The sequence below is a fragment of the Pseudomonas rhizozeae genome (assembly GCF_031583775.1).
Lineage (GTDB): Bacteria > Pseudomonadota > Gammaproteobacteria > Pseudomonadales > Pseudomonadaceae > Aquipseudomonas.
The window spans coordinates 159,216-178,681 of record NZ_JAVLSB010000043.1; the positions used below are offsets into that span (position 1 = coordinate 159,216).

10 protein-coding genes are annotated in these 19,466 nt (G+C 61.0%); 6 read left to right on the plus strand and 4 right to left on the minus strand.

All coding sequences use genetic code 11. The features are described 5' to 3' along the window. Nucleotides 1-138 precede the first annotated feature (138 nt). Nucleotides 139-3,849 carry a methionine synthase gene (metH, locus tag RG836_RS14055; RefSeq protein ID WP_310846382.1) on the plus strand — a complete coding sequence of 1,237 codons (3,711 nt, stop codon included), beginning with the start codon at nt 139-141 and terminating at the stop codon, nt 3,847-3,849. 98 nt (nt 3,850-3,947) lie between these two features. Beyond that, nucleotides 3,948-4,166 carry a DUF2970 domain-containing protein gene (locus tag RG836_RS14060; RefSeq protein ID WP_310846384.1) on the plus strand — a complete coding sequence of 73 codons (219 nt, stop codon included), beginning with the start codon at nt 3,948-3,950 and terminating at the stop codon, nt 4,164-4,166. Between the two features lie 7 nt (nt 4,167-4,173). Here the strand turns inward: RG836_RS14060 and RG836_RS14065 are convergent, their stop codons facing one another. After that, nucleotides 4,174-5,247, minus strand: coding sequence for an ABC transporter substrate-binding protein (locus RG836_RS14065; protein WP_310846387.1), 1,074 nt, complete (start codon nt 5,245-5,247; stop codon nt 4,174-4,176). A 552-nt stretch (nt 5,248-5,799) separates the two neighbouring features. Here RG836_RS14065 and RG836_RS14070 point away from each other — a divergent pair. Beyond that, nucleotides 5,800-7,458 (plus strand): nitrite/sulfite reductase, encoded by a 1,659-nt coding sequence (locus RG836_RS14070; protein ID WP_310846389.1) that lies wholly within the window; start codon nt 5,800-5,802, stop codon nt 7,456-7,458. After that, a complete protein-coding gene (locus tag RG836_RS14075; protein ID WP_310846391.1) occupies nt 7,442-7,936 on the plus strand; it encodes a DUF934 domain-containing protein in 495 nt (164 codons plus the stop codon). The genes RG836_RS14070 and RG836_RS14075 overlap by 17 nt, the downstream gene beginning before the upstream one ends. Before the next feature lie 113 nt (nt 7,937-8,049). Here RG836_RS14075 and RG836_RS14080 read toward each other — a convergent pair whose 3' ends face one another. From RG836_RS14080 to sohB, 3 genes are all read right to left on the minus strand, one after another. Continuing rightward, a complete protein-coding gene (locus RG836_RS14080; RefSeq protein WP_310846394.1) occupies nt 8,050-11,925 on the minus strand; it encodes a dermonecrotic toxin domain-containing protein in 3,876 nt (1,291 codons plus the stop codon). Nucleotides 11,926-11,942: 17 nt separating this feature from the next. Next, nucleotides 11,943-16,832 (minus strand): dermonecrotic toxin domain-containing protein, encoded by a 4,890-nt coding sequence (locus RG836_RS14085; RefSeq protein WP_310846397.1) that lies wholly within the window; start codon nt 16,830-16,832, stop codon nt 11,943-11,945. Nucleotides 16,833-17,142: 310 nt separating this feature from the next. Next, on the minus strand, nt 17,143-18,165 hold the full coding sequence (gene sohB, locus RG836_RS14090; protein ID WP_310846399.1) for a protease SohB: 1,023 nt from the start codon (nt 18,163-18,165) through the stop codon (nt 17,143-17,145). A gap of 206 nt (nt 18,166-18,371) precedes the next feature. Between sohB and RG836_RS14095 the strand changes: the two genes are divergently transcribed. Together RG836_RS14095 and RG836_RS14100 are read left to right on the plus strand one after the other, a co-directional pair. Next, nucleotides 18,372-19,082 (plus strand): histidine phosphatase family protein, encoded by a 711-nt coding sequence (locus tag RG836_RS14095; protein ID WP_310846402.1) that lies wholly within the window; start codon nt 18,372-18,374, stop codon nt 19,080-19,082. Between the two features lie 49 nt (nt 19,083-19,131). Next, nucleotides 19,132-19,446 (plus strand): SCP2 sterol-binding domain-containing protein, encoded by a 315-nt coding sequence (locus RG836_RS14100; protein WP_310846405.1) that lies wholly within the window; start codon nt 19,132-19,134, stop codon nt 19,444-19,446. Nucleotides 19,447-19,466 lie beyond the last annotated feature (20 nt).

The following is a 19,466-nucleotide window of genomic DNA, read 5'->3' on the forward strand; positions in this document are numbered from 1 at the left end:
TAAAAAAACGTCGAGATTCTACCGGTCCGGCGTCGCCACTAACATGAGCGATATTCATGCAATTTCCACACATACCCCAATTACGCACAGGTTTGTTATGATCCCGGCCCTTCGTAATGGTCTTTCCGAGTACTCCACATGTCCGATCGCAGCGCTCGCCTTCATGCTCTCCAGCACGCCCTCAAAGAACGCATCCTGATTCTCGACGGCGGCATGGGCACCATGATCCAGAGCTACAAGCTCGAGGAGCAGGACTACCGCGGCAAACGCTTCGCCGACTGGCCGAGCGACGTTAAAGGCAACAACGACCTGCTGGTGCTGACCCGACCGGACGTGATCGGCGGCATTGAAAAAGCCTACCTGGACGCCGGCGCCGACATACTCGAGACCAACACCTTTAACGCCACCCAGATTTCCCTCGCCGACTACGGCATGCAGGGCCTGGCCTACGAGTTAAACGTAGAAGGCGCGCGCCTGGCCCGCAAGGTCGCCGACGCCAAGACCCTGGAAACCCCGGACAAGCCGCGCTTCGTCGCCGGTGTGCTCGGTCCGACCAGCCGCACCTGCTCGCTGTCGCCCGACGTAAACAACCCCGGCTACCGCAACGTGACCTTCGATGAACTGGTGGAGAACTACACCGAGTCCACCAAAGGCCTGATCGAAGGCGGCGCCGACCTGATTCTGATCGAAACCATTTTCGACACCTTGAACGCCAAAGCGGCGATCTTCGCCGTGCAAGGGGTGTTCGAAGAACTGGGCATCGAATTGCCGATCATGATTTCCGGGACCATCACCGACGCCTCCGGTCGCACCCTGTCCGGGCAAACCACCGAAGCGTTCTGGAACTCCGTGGCCCACGCCAAGCCGATTTCCGTCGGCCTCAACTGCGCCCTCGGCGCCAGCGAACTGCGGCCGTACCTGGAAGAGTTGTCGAACAAGGCCAGCACCCACGTCTCCGCGCACCCGAACGCTGGCCTGCCGAACGAATTCGGTGAGTACGACGAACTGCCGGTGGACACCGCCAAGGTCATCGAAGAATTCGCCCAGAGCGGTTTCCTCAACATTGTCGGCGGCTGCTGCGGCACCACGCCGGGGCATATCGAAGCCATCGCCAAAGCCGTGGCCGGCTACGCGCCGCGGCAGATTCCGGATATTCCCAAGGCCTGCCGCCTGTCGGGTCTGGAGCCGTTCACCATCGATCGCAGCTCGCTGTTCGTCAACGTCGGCGAGCGCACCAACATCACCGGTTCCGCCAAGTTCGCCCGGTTGATCCGCGAGGACAACTACACCGAAGCCCTGGAAGTCGCCCTGCAGCAGGTCGAGGCCGGTGCCCAGGTGATCGACATCAACATGGACGAAGGGATGCTCGATTCGAAGAAGGCCATGGTGACCTTCCTCAACTTGATTGCCGGCGAGCCGGACATCTCCCGCGTACCGATCATGATCGACTCCTCCAAGTGGGAAGTGATCGAAGCCGGCCTCAAGTGCATCCAGGGCAAGGGCATCGTCAACTCGATCAGCATGAAGGAAGGCGTCGAGCAGTTCATTCATCACGCCAAACTGTGCAAGCGCTACGGCGCGGCCGTGGTGGTGATGGCGTTCGACGAAGCCGGCCAGGCCGACACCGAAGCGCGCAAGAAAGAAATCTGCAAACGCTCCTACGACATTCTGGTCAACGAAGTCGGCTTTCCGCCGGAAGACATCATCTTCGACCCGAACATCTTCGCCGTGGCCACCGGCATCGAGGAACACAACAACTACGCCGTGGACTTCATCAACGCCTGCGCCTACATCCGCGATGAGCTGCCATATGCGCTGACGTCGGGCGGGGTGTCCAACGTGTCGTTCTCGTTCCGTGGCAACAACCCGGTGCGCGAGGCGATCCACTCGGTGTTCCTGCTGTACGCGATCCGCAACGGCCTGACCATGGGCATCGTCAACGCCGGCCAACTGGAGATCTACGACCAGATCCCGGCGGAGCTGCGTGACGCCGTGGAAGACGTGATCCTCAACCGCACCCCGGAGGGCACCGACGCCCTCCTCGCCATCGCCGACAAGTACAAGGGCGACGGCAGTGTCAAGGAAGCCGAGACCGAAGAATGGCGTGGCTGGGACGTTAACAAGCGGCTGGAACATGCGCTGGTCAAGGGCATCACTACGCACATCGTGGAAGACACCGAAGAATCCCGTCAGTCGTTCGCCCGCCCGATCGAAGTGATCGAAGGGCCGCTGATGTCCGGCATGAACATCGTCGGCGACCTGTTCGGCGCCGGCAAAATGTTCCTGCCGCAGGTGGTGAAGTCCGCCCGCGTCATGAAGCAGGCGGTGGCGCACTTGATTCCGTTCATCGAACTGGAAAAAGGCGACAAACCGGAAGCCAAGGGCAAGATCCTGATGGCCACGGTCAAGGGCGATGTGCACGACATCGGCAAGAACATCGTCGGCGTGGTGTTGGGTTGCAACGGCTACGACATCGTCGACCTCGGCGTGATGGTGCCGGCGGAGAAAATCCTGCAGGTGGCCAAGGAGCAGAAGTGCGACATTATCGGCCTGTCCGGGCTGATCACGCCGTCGCTGGATGAGATGGTCCACGTTGCTCGCGAAATGCAGCGCCAGGACTTTCACCTGCCGCTGATGATCGGTGGCGCGACCACCTCCAAGGCGCACACGGCGGTGAAGATCGAGCCCAAGTACAGCAACGACGCGGTGATCTATGTCACCGACGCCTCCCGCGCCGTGGGCGTGGCGACGCAGTTGCTGTCCAAGGAACTGAAGCCGGGTTTCGTCGAGAAAACCCGCCTCGATTACATAGACGTGCGCGAACGCACGGCCAACCGCAGCGCCCGCACCGAACGCCTGAGCTACCCGGCCGCCGTGGCCAAGAAGCCGCAGTTCGACTGGGACAGTTACGCGCCGGTCAAACCGACGTTCACTGGCACCCGAGTGCTGGATAACATTGATCTGAAAGTGCTGGCCGAATACATCGACTGGACCCCGTTCTTTATCTCCTGGGACCTGGCCGGCAAGTTCCCGCGCATCCTCGAAGACGAAGTGGTCGGTGAAGCGGCGACGTCGCTGTATGCCGATGCCCGGGAAATGCTCGACAAGCTGATCAACGAAAAACTCATCAGCGCCCGCGCGGTGTTCGGCTTCTGGCCGGCCAACCAAGTGCACGACGACGACATCGAACTGTACGGCGAAGACGGCAAACCCATGGCCAAGCTGCATCACTTGCGCCAGCAGATCATCAAGACCGACGGCAAGCCGAACTTCTCGCTGGCCGACTTTGTCGCGCCGAAAAGCAGCGGCGTGACTGACTACGTGGGCGGCTTCATCACCACCGCTGGTATTGGTGCCGAAGAAGTGGCGAAGGCCTATCAGGACGCCGGCGACGATTACAACTCGATCATGGTCAAGGCCCTGGCCGACCGCCTGGCCGAAGCCTGCGCCGAATGGCTGCACCAGCAAGTGCGAAAAGAACACTGGGGTTACGCCAAGGACGAAGTGCTGGACAACGACGCGCTGATCAAAGAGCAATACACCGGCATCCGCCCCGCCCCCGGCTACCCGGCGTGCCCGGACCACACCGAGAAAGGCACCCTGTTCAACCTGCTCGACCCCCAAGCACGGGAAATGCAGGCCGGCCGCAGCGGCGTGTTCCTCACCGAACACTACGCCATGTTCCCGGCGGCTGCGGTCAGCGGCTGGTACTTCGCCCATCCACAGGCGCAATACTTCGCCGTGGGCAAGATCGACAAAGACCAGGTCGCCAGCTACACCGCGCGCAAGTCGCAAGACCTGAGCGTCACTGAGCGCTGGCTGGCGCCGAACCTGGGGTATGACAACTGAGTTGAGTTGACTCGCCACACCGCTCCCACTTTGTTTTTGCGGTGGACCCTGGTTCCGTTGACTATGCTTGCCCTCACACGCTAACGCGAGGGGGATGTATGGACGATCCAATCGACAACAAGCCACCCACTCTGTGGCAGATGCTGCACAGTGTGATGGCGGCGGCGTTCGGGGTGCAGAGTGGCAAGAACCGCGCCCGCGACTTCACCCACGGCAAGCCCAGTCATTTCGTGATTCTGGGCATTCTGTTTACCGCGGTATTTGCTTTGTCGCTGTACGGGATTGTGCAACTGGTGCTGTACCTGGCCGGCGTCTGAATGGCGGTCAGCGCATCAGCAATTGACGGTCGAAAGGATAACGGTAGGACACCGGGCGACCCTTGGTTGAGAGGCGCCGGAAATCGACACCGTAGTCGGGCATGGCGCCCACGGCCAACAGACGCCTGGCCTGTTCGCGGTCGATCAGTTGCAGCAGCGGCACGCGCTGGTCGCGGCCACCGTACTGGCTGAGGTCCACGCCTTGTTCGTGATCATGCAGTTGCACCAGTGCCCAGCCGCCTAAAGTGAAGTGCCCGCCCACCAGCACGCTCATGCGCCCATCCACCATCGCCTGCAACGCCTGGATTGAATTGTTCAGCGCCCCAAACAGCGCGCCCTTGCCCGGCGTGCCACCGGCTTCGGTATAGGCGCGCATGGCGCCAAACGCCATTTCGTCGTTGGCGGCCCACACCAGCGAAGTGTTCGGATAGCGGCGCAACAGTAGCTTGGCTTGCTCATAAGCCCGCCCCTCGGTCCAGCCGCCATACACCACTTGGCGCAAGCGCACTTCAGGGTGTTCGCCAAGGGCACGCATCATGCCCTTCTCCCGCAATTGCGACGCCGGTGTGATCTTCAACCCGGAGAACGCCAGCAATTCAAGGAACTGGCCCGGGGCCACGGGCGGGTGTTGGCGGATCAGTTGCTTGAGCAGCAGGTAGCCACCCTCTTCATCATTGACCACCAGGCTGCCGACGCGATCGGGACGCTCGCCCACCAGGCTCAATTGATCAGCAGTCAGGGCGTTGTTGACCATGAACAGCTTCACCCCGCTGCCTTGGGCCATGCGCAGGATCTGCGGCGCCACCGATTGCTCATTGGCGAACACCAGGTAGTCAGGCCGGGTCGGGCCCTGCAGGGCTTCGCGCGCCTGGGCCAGGACCAGCGCCGGGCTGCGATCGGAATAAATAATGCGCAGGTCCATGCCCAGATCGTCGGCCGCAGCCTGCATGAAGGTCGAATAACTGGCCCAGAACGCTTCTCGCTGGGTACCTGGATTGAGGAACAGTACCGACTCTGCGTGCGCAACAGGACCATAGAGCGCGCACAGCGTCAGCACTGAAGAAAGCAAGTGTTTGAACATGAAGGATCCGGGCCCCGGAAAATGCCGGCGCATTATAGCCGCGCATGTCTACGGCCATCTGCACTGATTGGCGCTTTGCCCCGACCGATGTCGGAACGGGACCCGGACAGGTCGTTTATTGGTGACTGACCCAGAATACCGCTGTACCTACCACCAGGATAATCAGGAACAGGATCGCCCAGGCATCGACACTGCTGTCGCTTTTCCTTGCTTTGGTTGGGTTGCTCATTGCATCGCCTCTTGTCGGTTTTATCGGTGATTGCATAAAGACTCGACCACAGTTAAGACGAGGATTGCCCGTACGACAAATGTGGATTAGTGATTAACCCGTCTTCATAGGCGATTTGGTTCTTTGCATATACTCAAACATCACTTTTGCGCATAACTGCAAACTGGTATCTTGCCCCGGCTCCGTGGGGAGTGCGCGGCCGTGCGCGCAGAATTTGCAGATTTGCAGCGGTGGTGGCAACACATCGCGAGCGGAGGCAGGACGCCGTCCTGAACCAACGCAGTGCCGTTGACGCCATCGATAAGCCTGAGAACAGGATCAATATGTACGTATATGACGAGTACGATCAGCGGATCATTGAGGACCGCGTCAAGCAGTTCCGTGATCAGACCCGACGCTACCTGGCAGGTGAGCTGAGCGAAGAAGAATTCCGCCCTCTGCGCCTGCAAAATGGTCTTTATATCCAGCGGTTCGCCCCGATGCTGCGGGTCGCCGTGCCCTATGGCCAACTGACGTCGCGCCAGACGCGGATGATGGCCAAGATCGCTCGCGACTACGACAAGGGCTACGCCCACATCAGCACCCGGCAGAACGTGCAGTTCAACTGGCCTGCCGTGGAAGACATCCCGGACATCCTTGCCGAACTGGCCACCGTGCAGATGCATGCGATTCAGACCAGCGGTAACTGCCTGCGCAATGTCACCACCGACCAGTTCGCCGGTGTCGCCGCCGACGAATTGATCGACCCGCGCCCCTGGTGCGAAATCGTTCGCCAGTGGACCACGTTCCACCCGGAATTCGCTTACCTGCCGCGTAAGTTCAAGATCGCCATCAACGGTTCGACGTCTGATCGCGCGGCCATCGAAGTGCACGACATCGGCCTCGAACCGGTGCATAACGCCGCCGGCGAACTGGGCTTCCGCGTGCTGGTCGGTGGCGGGCTCGGCCGTACCCCGGTGGTCGGCGCGTTCATCAATGAGTTCTTGCCGTGGCAAGACCTGTTGAGCTATCTCGATGCCATCCTGCGTGTGTACAACCGCTATGGCCGTCGCGACAACAAGTACAAAGCGCGGATCAAGATCCTCGTCAAAGCCCTGACCCCTGAAGTGTTTGCCGAGAAAGTCGACGCGGAAATGGAGCACCTGCGCGGTGGCCAGACCACGTTGACCGAGGCGGAAGTTCAGCGTGTTGCCAAGCACTTCGTCGATCCTGAATACAAGGCCCTGGACAACCAGGCTGCCGAACTGGCCGAACTCGACAAGCAGCATCCGGGTTTTGCCCGCTGGCGCACCCGCAACACCCTGGCGCACAAGAAGCCGGGCTACGTCGCCGTGACCCTGTCGCTCAAGCCGACGGGCGTGGCGCCGGGTGACATCACCGACAAGCAACTGGATGCGGTCGCCGACCTCGCCGACCGCTACAGCTTCGGCCAGCTGCGTACCTCCCACGAGCAGAACATCATCCTCGCTGACGTCGAGCAGAGCCGTCTGTTCGAAATGTGGGGCGAGTTGCGCGAGCAAGGTTTCGCCACGCCGAACATCGGCTTGCTGACCGACATCATCTGCTGCCCGGGCGGTGATTTCTGCTCCCTGGCCAATGCCAAGTCGATCCCGATCGCCGAGTCGATCCAGCGCCGCTTCGACGATCTGGACTACCTGTTCGACATCGGCGAACTGGACCTCAACATCTCCGGTTGCATGAATGCCTGTGGTCACCACCACGTCGGCCACATCGGCATCCTCGGGGTGGACAAGAAAGGCGAAGAGTTCTACCAGGTGTCCCTCGGTGGCAGCGCCAGTCGCGACGCCAGCCTGGGCAAGATCCTCGGCCCGTCCTTCGCCCAGGAAGCCATGCCCGACGTGATCTCGAAGCTGATCGACGTGTACGTGGAACAACGTACCGAAGACGAGCGCTTCATCGACACTTACCAACGTATTGGCATCGACCTCTTCAAGGAACGCGTCTATGCAGCGAATCATTAAGAACAACGAGGTCGTCGACGAAACCTGGCACTTGCTGCCCAAGGACGCGACCCTCGATGGCATCTCCAACTGCGACGACCTGATCGTGCCGCTGGCCCTGTGGCGCGACCACGGTCACGCTCTCAAGGCCCGCGATGGCGGCCTGGGTGTGTGGCTGGACGCCGAAGAAGAAGCCGAAGAAATTGGTGACGACGTTGCGCATTTCCAGGTGATCGCCCTGAATTTCCCGGCGTTCACCGACGGCCGCAACTACTCCAATGCCCGGCTGTTGCGTGACCGCTATGGCTTCAAAGGCGAACTGCGGGCAATCGGCGATGTGTTGCGCGACCAATTGTTCTACCTGCGTCGCTGCGGTTTCGATGCCTTCGCCCTACGGGCGGACAAGGACCCGTATGAAGCCCTTGAAAGCCTCAAGGACTTCTCGGTGACCTATCAGGCCGCGACCGACGAGCCGTTGCCGCTGTTCCGGCGCCGCTAAGCGACGCCACGCCGCACCCTGTGGGAGCGAGCCTGCTCGCGAATGCAATCCGTCCATCGCTGCAAAGTGACTGGACTGAAGCCTTCGCGAGCAAGCTCGCTCCCACCGTCGTTTCAGGGTGAATGAAAGGCCGCGACCCGTGCCTCCAGCCGCCGAAAACCGGCAAACGGATCGTCGCTATCCAGTGCCGACCATTGCACGTCTTCGAACACATGACTGCGCAACGCCGGCGAGCCGTCTAGCGCTTCGATCAGTTGCCACACCCGCTGCTGCCACAATCCGTAGTCGGTGCGGAACTCTGCGGTCCGTCGGATCACCGCCAGGGTGCTGAACAACCGTTCACTCCTCGCCACTGCTGCCAGCCGTTGCCAGCGCTGCACTCGCCCGGCGGCCAGTTCCATCGAGAACCCGGTCAACCAGGCATCCGGCTGGGCAAAATCGGCGTTGGGCGGTCCCATCCAGACGTTGAATCCCGTTTGCTGCCGATGACGACCGATCCACTGCAAACTGTCCAGATCGGTGATCGGATTTCCGCTGAGCAACACCGCATCACGGGCCACGGACTGCAGGCGCACGGCAGGTGCAATTCGCGTGAGCTGGTTGTCCCGCAGATCCAGACGCTCAAAGTATGGGCGATCAAGCATCCCGACCGGCCCTGAGTGCAGGCCAGCGCCGCGCAGGTTAAGTCGACGCAATGCCGTCAGGCTCAGCACCACGGGCGGCGTGCCCAAGGGATTGAAGCTCAGATCGAGGTCGACCAAGCGCGTCAGTCCGTCCAGCGCGCCTGCCGTGGCCTCCGTCAGGGTCAGTCCGGTATGCCGAAGGTTCAGGCGGGTCAACTGGTGCATTTTCAGAATCGCCGGCGGCAAGCCCGCACGCCATTGTCCCGTCGGCGTCGGCAGACGCAAATCCATCGCGCTCAGGTCCAGGGTGCGCAACTGCGGGAACGCTTCAAGGAACGCTGGCAACTGGCGGCGCTCGGTCAGGCTCATGTCGGCCATCGTCAGTTGCGTGACCTCAGGGAACTGAATGCTCAAGGACGGCAAACGGTGGAAACGCTCATAGTCCAGGTCCAGGCTATAACCGACCAACTCCCCGTCCGCGTATGCTCGATGATCTACCCGGCCTCGCATTTGCCAGAGCGCGAGGAGCTGATTGGCCAACCCGCTGCGTGATTGGCGTTCGGTGTCCATCGCTTCGGTGATTCGCGCGGCGTTTTCTTCTTCGATTTGCTCTTCGGTAAGACCTTCGGCCTCGTCATCGCCGTCCAGTATCAAGTCCACTTCCATGTCGGCGATATCCACTTCAACCGCGTCGACCCAATCCCGCAGATCGCCATGCAACTGCAACCATTGCAGGTTCAGTTCAACCAGTCGGTTCTGCGCATTAACGCCCCATTCCAGCAGCAGGGCATCGAGCTCACTGTCGACCAGGCGCGGATAAAGCTCGCGCACTTGCAGTTTGAGGATCGTCAGCGAGAACACCTCGGACTGTGGCGTAGAAGGAAAGCCGCCACCACGCAAACCCGAGCGGTCAAAGGGCAGGCCCGCGTCCATTCGCTGCAAGCCTGGCTCCAGCTCGGCACGTGGCCGCGCATGTTCATGCAACGCTGACTGCAAATCCTCCAGTGCGTAATCGGCGCGCAGTCCCATGACCGTTCGCTGTTCCGGCGACAAGCCGTTGAGCAGCGCCTGCCATAGACTCACCCGCTGCGCGGGGGTGGCGCCCTGATAAGCCGTGCCGTGCTTAATCAATTGCCGCGAGGGCGACGTGCCGGGCGCGCCAATGCTGTCCAACAGGCGGCCAGTGACGCTGCCTTCACGGACCTCGATACGGACGCTGGCCGGCCATCCCGGCAGGCGTTCAAGGGAATGCAGGATCAGCACGTCGCTGTCGGCGTTTGCCACCGACCGCAGATAAAGGCCCTCATAGGCACGTGCCAGGCGCACCTGAAACTCATACTGCCGAGCCTTGCCGTCGAGTTTGCCCAGCATGCGCTTGGCGTCGGCCAGGCTGTGCGGTGCGGCGATATCCACCCCGGAACGCTCAAGCATCTGCTCGATGACCGCTTTCGGCAGCCCGGGATATTGCGACTGAAACAACCGCACCCATTCATGAGCGGATTGCTGCAACCGCGCATAGCGCGTTTCGAATTGGCCGGTACGCTCACCCAGCGCTCGCTCGGCGTCGGCGGAACCGGCGGGCAGCACCGCGATCTCTTGATCCAAGGCTTGGTCGATGCGAAAGCGATCAAGGGTATCGGCCAAGATCGGCACCAGTGGACGTCGCCCCGCCTGCGTCGTGGCGAGCATCTCGTCGCTGAGGTCGCAGATGCGCCCGATCTGGCGCAGCACCTCGTCACTGAAGCCTCGGGTTGGCGCACCGAGGCCACGCAGCAGGTACAAACGTTGCGCAGCGGCGTCGAATGGTGCGGCCACGGCGCTCGCTGGGCGGGCGGTTATCGCAGATTCAAGCCCAGGCGCTTCATTGCCGACCGTGGCCGCTTCAGCCAGGCCGCCCTCTTCACCCCGAATCACCGCCCCTGCCTCGACCATCGGCAAAGCATTCAGCAAACCGAACAACGTGCGCGTCATGCCGGCGGAGCGCTGCTCCACGGTCTGGCCCTGCGTGGCTTGCTCCAGGCCAAACCCGGCGTCAATCAACCCGGCAAGTGCCAACCACCCCTCACCGCCCGGCACAAATAACGCCAATGGCCCGAATCGGTTGACCCATTGCACGAGCGGCTCGACCACCGCACCCAGGTTATCGCGGTTGACCTGGGCGTCATCACGGATCGTCTCGACACTGGCGATGGCCGCCGCTTTCATGACCCGTACCCACTGAGCGAACGGATCCTCGCTGGCGGACACCGCGTCCAGCGCTATGTAGTCCTCGGGACGCCAGTAGCCATCGTCGTTGAAAAACCCATGGCCTTTCTTCAACTGATACTGGCGAGGAAACGTGGCCATGCCGGCCAGAGCGGTCTCGACACCGGCATGGAAAGTGCCGTCGAGGCGATCATCGGCGGCAAAATGAGCGGCCAGTGCCGAGGCTCGGGCGGAATCGGCCGCGACCCCGACCACCCAGCGGCATAACGCCGCGTTATCGGCCAATTCGTGAAAGGGTGACGCGTTGCCCGGAACGTACAACAGCAACCGGCCGCTGAGCGCATCGCGTAAACAGACGATATCGCTTGAGACGTAGCGGTAAATCCGCAAACGCAGGACATGCACCGAAGCCGGGATTACCGCGCGTGCCTGTAAGGGTGGCAAACTCAGCTGCGGCCAAGCTTGATCGGCGGGCAGCCCGGCGGCACGCAAGGCCAGGTTCAGGCCCTCAGCGCTCAAACTGCGCTCCTGACGTTGCAAGTAGGCAGCCATGACAAAGGCTAGCTTCACCGCTGTGCACAACGCACAGGGTGATTCGGCCAGCAGGGCCTGGTCGCTTGGCCAGGCCTCACGCACATAGGCCGCATAACGTTCCTTGAAATCGAGATTCCAGACCCACGCCTTGAACGCCGCCGGTTGCAGCACCAGTTGCGTGTCCGGCCCGTAGGTCTGCGGCTGAGTCGGGCGGTAGATACCTTCGTAGTCACGATATCCGCCACCCGGATTGGTCGACGTATCGATCTCGACGATCCGTACCGCCGGTCCGACTGTGGGCGGCGTGTACAGGCCAAATGCGCTTTCGCCCAAACGCCCGGCACCCACGGTCTGGTCGTTCTCAAGCAGGGCCTGGACCAGCGTTTGCGAGGTGCGCACTCGGCCTCGATGCACGTTGTCCTGCGCTGGATATCCGTAAAAATCGTAGTTCAGGTCCGCGAGCCAGGCGTGTGCATAGTTCGCGCCCCAGCGCTGCTCAATGAGCCTGCCGGCGTACTGCGCCGGGGTCATCGGCAGGACGCGTTCCAGCGCCAGTGCGCTGAGCGCCGGATGGAGAACCGACCGCGCTCCGGCCACTACCGGGCGCAGGGTTTCAATCGTATTCATGGCATTCCTTTGCATGATCAAGAGGTGATGTCGCCCGACGCTAGGCGCGTGGAAAATCGCGAAGAGGTTCGCGGCGGCTCTTCATTCGTCACCGGCAATGGCAACCCCGGGTTGCGTTCCAACGCCTCGGCAGTCAGGCGCCGGAACAACGCTACCCGTTCGTTGGCGAAGTTACTGACGATGGCGTCCATCTGGCGGTTGAACTGTTCACGGGTGAAATGCTGACGGCCATCCAGTTGCCCGAAAGACGCCGTCGCGCGCAAGACGATGTCATCGAAGGCAGCGCGGTGCAGGCCCTCGAGGTATTCGGTCCAGGACTGCTGCTGAGTGATCCAGTGCGCGAGCGCCTGGGTATGCTCCAGCTTGACCACCTCGGCGTAGACCCAATCGAGGGTCTGTGGCAGCACCTCCACGCCTAACTGAAAATTCACGTCCCGCGGCTGCGCGGGCAGATTCAGCCGTTCCGCCAGCCCGACTCGGTAGGCCAGGCTGATTTCCATCGCCTGTTCCAGGGTGACGGGGCCCGTCCGCGCGCGGGTGATGATGTTGGCCAGGGCCAGGCGCTCCACTTCCTGCAACCGGAATAGGCCTCGCAACAATTGCGTCAACTCGCCCTCTTGGCTCACCGTCGCGGCCCTGGCCACCGTCATCGCCCGATAACAAAGCACCCGGACATGCAGATCGCTGAACAACAGCGATGAACCGTCGGCGCTGACCTGGCCTATATTGGCCATGCGGAACAGGGTGGCGCGCAACGCGCTGTTTTCCGCTGCCGCTTCGATCACGTCCCACACGCGCCGACTGAGCGAGCGGTACACCAGGCGAAAATCCGCGGTGTAGCGCAGACGGGCGAGCAACAGAAAAAACGGCCGCGAGTCGGGGTACGCGTACAACGCGCTCCACAGCGTTCGCTTGACCATCATGTCGATATCGCTGGCACCGGTCAGCCAGGTCGAACTCATGGCCGTGTCCATTAGCACGTCCTGCACGACGTCTATTCGCCCCAGCACGCTCAACCCCAGGCTGATATCACTGAGTTGCTGGTAATCGGCAACCCGACGCTGGGCGTTGGCGGACAGCGGATTGCCGAACAGGTCCGTGCCTTTGTTCAACAGGAGGGCGGCGGAGAAAACGTCCTCCGGAATGTCGGTGATGCGGTTATCGCGCAAATCCAGCACGCGCAAGCGAGGCAGACCACTTGCGCCTTTGGGCCACTCACTGATTGCAGTGCCCCGCAGTTCCAGGCGTTCCAATAGCTGCATCTGCGCTACATCGGGCGTGCGGCCCAAGGATGGATTGGCACTTAAATTGATCTGTTTCAATCGAGTCAGCCCCGCCAGCTCGACAACGGCTGCCGCGCTCAGTTGAATCTGGTTTTCGCTCAGGTCCAGTACTTCCAGACGCGACATCGCACCGATGGCATGTTGCAGGCGGGTCAGCCGGTTGCCCACCAGGGACAGGCGGCGCAGAAACTTGAAGTTGTGCAGGAAGGTATTCAGACCGGCGCTGGCGCCCACCCGGTCCATGACCAGCGTTCCGACGTGGCTGAAATCACCGGTGATCATCGGCAAATCGCCAAGTTGTAGCGGCGGCAACGCCAGCTCGTACAAGCGGCCATCGAGGGTCAGGGTGCTGGCCGTTTCACGACGCCAGCAGCGAATGATTTCCTGTGCCGCACGGGTCTTCGCCAGTACGGAGACTTTGAGCCGTGGTCCGTCCTCCGTTTGCGTCCAGGTGTCGCGGTTGATCCAGTTCTGCAGCACTTGCCTGATCGTCAGGAATTCAAGGCGCATGGCTTCGAGCTTACGCAGGGCCAGCACGTCCACCGGGTCGAGACTGGCCAGAAACAGGTCGATCTGTTGCAGCGAATGGGTGGGAAACAACTCCTGGGCGCGCCGGACCAGCGCCGCAGGCCGGACCACGGGTGTCGACGGCTGTGAGGGCATATTGCCGGAAGCGGTGCCCAACAGCACATCCGCCAGGCGCATGGGTGACACGTAGCCGGGGTGAACGCTGTGCATGCCGAGGATCTGTTCCGCGTGCGGCCGACGCGCCAGGGCCAACGCGGTGATCTTCTCTCGCAGGGCCGCCCCTTGATCCTCGACCGCCACCTCGAGCGCCTCGCGACGGGCAAGCGACAGGCCTTCCCACAGCGCCTGGAAATAATGAGCGCGAGTGCGCCCCGGCAAATAGCTCAATAAATTGGACTCGGCGTCGCGGGCTTCATAGCGGTCAGGATGGGCGCTGACGCGCAAATGTTGCGAGTAGCTTTCCAGGCCGATACTCGCCAGTTCGTCGCTGTAAAACGCGAATTCGAGCATTTGCACATAGAGGTCGCCTTTCCAGCCCGGCAGGTGTTTGAGGGCGCTGAACACCAGGCGATCGGTGTCGATCCCGCCCACTGCGTCCAGGTAGAGGCCTTCATAGGCTCTGCTGACCTGAACCACTTGCTCGAAGCGCCGCGCTTCTTCCGCGAGGCGCAACGGCACATTGCCCGCATCCAGTTCCGCCAGCTCGCTGCCGTCGGCGTAGTGGATCAGTTCGTCGATGACGCTGATCGGCAGTTGCGCGAAGCGGTCGCGCAAAGGCGTCGCCCTCGCTTCGTCGAGCGGGGTGTTACGCTGGTAGATCCACTGGAATAACTTACCCCGTTGGCGATCGGCCTGCTCCGCCAGTTTCGCGACCAGGGCGCTGGCCTGCTCGCTGGCGACCTTGCTGGTTATATCCAGCAAGCGTTCACGCTCCCGGTCGTCCAGGCCAGACAGTGCATCCGCGTACCACTGCCCGCTCAGCAACCGATCTTGCGTCAGCTTTAGAGTTTTCGCGGACCCAGGGTCGGCATCCTCCGCCAGGTAACGATTGATTTGCCCGCCAACGGGGTCGGTGACCTGAATCGCCGTTTGCGGCGGCCAGGCAGTCAGGCTCGTCAGCAAGCGCAGTTGCAGATCAGCGTCAGCTGTCGCGGCGGATGACGGCGCCTGCAACTGCGCGATGAAGTCAGTCACGCTCTGGTCGGTGTCGAACCGGCGCACGGTATCGAGCAGCAGAGCAGGCGGGGCCGTGCGATCGATCAGCACGCGGCGCATCAGATCCTCGTTGATGCCGGTTACGGAGAGAATCTGCATAGCCCTGGCATCCGGGATGTCCCGCTCGGCGTAGCCCAACCGCCGGAACAGCTGCAGCCGAGTCCATTCGCCGGGCAACTCGGAATCATGCCGCCAGGCGCCGAGGTTGTTGGTTTCAAGTCGCGGCGAATAGCTATCGGTGAGCTTCGAACCTTCGATCTCCCACACACCGGTATCCGCTACCGGCCGCACCGCGTAGAGGTCTTTATCCAGAGCCAGGTAAGCCTGATCTTCAAACCAGTGCAGGCCCTTCTCGTCTGCCTTGAGCCAAGTAGGTAGCGTCACGCTCTGCCGATACGGCGCCAGATCGGGTTTCCACAAACGCTGCGTGTCGCTCGACCATTGGACCTGGCGCAGGCTTTCGACGAATGTACTGGTGCGGACGGTCTTGAACGCCGCCCTGGCGGCGCTTACACCAGCGGACAACGCTGCCATGGTGATGAGGTTTTCCACGGTATCGAAGAAATAATCCGTCGCTTGCTCCTGCTCACCCGCCGACCAACTCTCCAGGCCGTGGTAGACGCCCAGCAACAATTCGCCGGCGGCCACCGCCATCAGCACCTCCCCCACCACCGGAATGAAGGACACGCCGAACAGCACCAGATCCAGGCCCATGGTTTTGTAGGTTTCCATCCGGGCCAAGCGGCTTTTCTCGTCCTCGTCGTCGGTGGGCACCACCAGCAGACGCGCATCCGCCATGACCTGCGCGACACGTTGCCGGTACAGTTCGACAAAGGGATCGCCCGCCACCGCGCGCGCAGTGACGGGCAACAGCGTCGCTTGCGATGGCAGCAACCAGCCGGTGGGCGGCCGGACCCCGCGGGTCGCGAGCGCCGAGTGAAATCCGGCGCGATTGCTTAGCAAAACAAAGCGCAGCAAAAAGATCTCGAAGGTTTTGTCATCCAGGCGCGTGTACAAATCGAACTGCAATGCCGTCAGGTTTGGATAGGCCTTGAGGGGCTGCTCCGGCGCTCCGGGCAGGTAAAGCACGCAAGGGTTATCGGTGAATTCATCGTTACTTACCGCGACGATCAGCAGCGCACCGTGCAAGCTGTGACCGAACACATCGATCTGTTTGCAGGCGATCGGTTTGTTGTCGAGTTTGATCGACGACCCATTGCCGACCAGCTCGCCGAGCATGCGAAATACATCCGCATTAATGTCGTTCTTCATCAGTGCCAAATGCCGGTCGACGTCCAGGCAACTGCGCGTATGCGCGGTAGTCTTCAAAAGCAATTGCCCGGTGGGAACGTTCGGCTCGAAGACGCTGTTGAGATGAGTCTGATAGTGCTTGCCCAAATCCAGCGTGCGGCACAAGTGCGCAAACTCGTGGGGTTGAATGGCCAAGATTTTATTGGCCTTGCCATTCATTCGTTCAGGCTGATAGATGATCGATTGTTCATGATAATTACCGGGCAGCGTTTCACTGGCTTCGAAGTTATCGCAGGCCGCAATCAATAAGTCCCGATCAATCGGCAATACCAGTTTTTTGCGCAAACCGAACAGGCTGGACGTAGAACGAATATGCTGAAACACCACGCCGCGGATATCCAAGGACTCGCCGAGTTTTTTCGCCAGCGCTTCGGACAATAACGGAGTGCAGAATTGCTGTGGGCTTTTGAGTGCGGACAGCGCCTTCGACGCGGCCACGCGGGTGACCTGACTGGCGACAATGCGTGCATGCAGCGCGGTGCGCAGGCTGGTACTGGCTTGGCTGAGCCAGGCTGGTAGGAGCCTGGCCTTGAAGAATTCAAAGAACACACCCTGTTGTTCCGGGGTCATGCTGATGGTGGCTTGATCCGACGCAGTGACTGATGAAGTTGCAGTTGACCTTATTGTTAAATCTGCAGACATAAGTGAATTAACTCTATTAACGATTCGAACTTAAAGCCTAGCGTCGCCCCTTAAAAATTAAAGTCCGAAAACTGAATGGGTATTCCGGACAAATGATTAATTATTCAAACTTAAGATATACATATATACCGCACAGCGCACTCAGCAATCGGGTAAGCGGAGTTTCCAACAAACAGTTGCCCACAAAAAAAGCCCGGTCACTTAACGTGGCCGGGCCTTGATGCAAAGAGGAAAATTTTTACCAGAAGCGTTGCTGGGTCAACCGGCTCCACCAACTCAGCAGCACGCGATCCACCGAGCCACTGGCGGCCATGCCGATACGTTCTTGCAAGCTTTTGCGTTCGGCGTAGTGCAAGTGATACAGCTCAGCGCCCTTGGCGCGTTCGGCGAGGTATTCATCACTGGTCTTGAGTTCGTCCACCAGTTGCTTGTCCAGCGCCGCCAGGCCCAGCCAGATCTCACCGGTGGCTACTTCGTCGATGGCCAGTTGCGGCCGGTAGCGGGCGACGAAGTTCTTGAACAGCTCGTGGGTGATGTCCAGGTCTTCCTGGAATTTCTCCCGGCCCTTCTCGGTGTTTTCGCCAAACACCGTCAAGGTGCGTTTGTACTCGCCTGCGGTCAGCACTTCGAAGTCGATGTCGTGCTTTTTCAGCAGGCGATTGACGTTCGGCAGTTGAGCCACAACGCCGATTGAGCCGAGGATGGCGAACGGCGCGCTGATAATCTTTTCACCGATGCACGCCATCATGTAGCCGCCACTGGCCGCCACTTTATCGATGCACACGGTCAACGGCACGCCAGCCTGGCGAATCCGCGCCAATTGCGACGAGGCCAGGCCATAGCTGTGAACCATGCCGCCGCCACTTTCGAGGCGCAGCACCACTTCGTCCTTGGGCGTGGCCAGGGTCAGCAGCGCGGTGATTTCGTGGCGCAGGCTCTCAGTGGCCGAGGCTTTGATATCACCGTCGAAATCCAGCACGAACACCCGGGATTTGCTCGGCGGCTGCTTCTTCTGTTTTTTCTCGGCCTTGGCCGTGGATTTGCGCAAGGCCTTGAGCTGATCCTTGTCGAGCAAGGTTTGTTCGAGGCGCTCGCGCAGGCCTTTGTAGAAATCATTGAGTTTGCTGACTTGCAGTTGACCGGCCGACTTGCGCCGACCTTTGCTGCGCAGCGCCGCGAAACTGGCGAGCACCACCAGGATGGCGACCACCAGCGTGACGGTCTTGGCCAGGAAGCTGGCATATTCGGACAGAAACTCCACAGGGACTCCTTACGTGCAGTGCGCCCGTTATAGCCCGGGCGCGGAATGCCTCCAGCATACCCATGCGCCCGCCTCGGGGCCAGCCGTGAAACCTGCGGCAACGACTGCGTATCGGACGGTTCAAACAAGCGTATGTTTTTTCATTGACAGCTAACCGGCATCCTCATAACCTCGCCGAACCTTCAACGTACCGGGATGACGCGGACGTGGGCAGCATTTATCTGATTCGACATGGCCAGGCCTCCTTCGGTGCAGACGACTATGACGTCCTGTCGACCACCGGCGTGCGTCAGGCGCAAGTGCTCGGCCAGCACCTTGCCGAGCTGGGTCTGAGTTTCGATCGCTGCCTCTCCGGGGACCTGCGCCGTCAGCAGGACACCGCGAGCAACGCGCTGGCGCAGTTCGCCCGCGTGGGCTTGCCGAGCCCTGTTGTTGAAACCGACGCAGCCTTCAACGAATTCGATGCCGACGCGGTGATCCGCGCGCTGTTGCCCGACCTGCTGCCGGAAGAACCCCAAGCGCTGCACATCCTGCGCAATGCGGCGCAGAATCGCGGCGAGTTCCAGCGCATTTTCGTGCTGATCATCGACCGCTGGCTGAGCGGCCACTACGATCCGCCGGGCCTGGAAAGCTGGCTGGGTTTTGTCGAGCGCGTCCAGGGTGGCTTGCAGCGCATCCTCGAACAGGCTGATAACACTCAGAAAATCGCCGTGTTCACCTCCGGCGGCACCATCACCGCCCTGCTCCACCTGATTACCCAGATGCCTGCGCGACAGGCCTTTGAACTGAACTGGCAAATCGTCAACACCTCGCTCAACCAATTCAAGTTCCGTGGTCGCGAGGTGGCCCTGGCTTCCTTCAACAGTCATGCACACCTGCAACTGCTGAAAGACCCGGACCTCATCACTTTCCGCTGAGTCCGGTCGCTGTGACCCTTGTTGTATCAACCCCGAAAAGGATCGAACCATGACCTCCGTAGCCGACGCCGTACAAGCAATGAAAGCCAAGTTCAACCCAGCCGCCGCTGCCGGCCTGGACCTGGTTTTCGGTTTCCGCATCGACGAGACCAAGAATTTCTCGCTGATCGTCAAGGACAGCACCTGCGAGCTGCAAGAAGGCGAGAACCCGGACGCCCAGGTGACCCTGGTGATGGACGGCGAAACCCTGGAAGGCATCGTCAGCGGCGAGACCGACGGCATGCAGGCGTTCATGGGAGGCAAACTGCGCGCTGAAGGCGACATGATGCTGGCGATGAAACTGTCCGAGCTGTTCCCGAGCTGATAGGCGGCTCCCAAGCCGGG

Coding starts and splice junctions, on each gene's coding strand:
- RG836_RS14100 (WP_310846405.1), top strand. CDS start 19,132: ATGACCTCCGTAGCCGACGCCGTACAAGCAATGAAAGCCAAGTTCAAC.
- RG836_RS14075 (WP_310846391.1), top strand. CDS start 7,442: ATGCAGCGAATCATTAAGAACAACGAGGTCGTCGACGAAACCTGGCAC.
- metH (WP_310846382.1), top strand. CDS start 139: ATGTCCGATCGCAGCGCTCGCCTTCATGCTCTCCAGCACGCCCTCAAA.
- RG836_RS14060 (WP_310846384.1), top strand. CDS start 3,948: ATGGACGATCCAATCGACAACAAGCCACCCACTCTGTGGCAGATGCTG.
- RG836_RS14080 (WP_310846394.1), bottom strand. CDS start 11,925: ATGAATACGATTGAAACCCTGCGCCCGGTAGTGGCCGGAGCGCGGTCG.
- RG836_RS14065 (WP_310846387.1), bottom strand. CDS start 5,247: ATGTTCAAACACTTGCTTTCTTCAGTGCTGACGCTGTGCGCGCTCTAT.
- RG836_RS14085 (WP_310846397.1), bottom strand. CDS start 16,832: ATGACCCCGGAACAACAGGGTGTGTTCTTTGAATTCTTCAAGGCCAGG.
- RG836_RS14070 (WP_310846389.1), top strand. CDS start 5,800: ATGTACGTATATGACGAGTACGATCAGCGGATCATTGAGGACCGCGTC.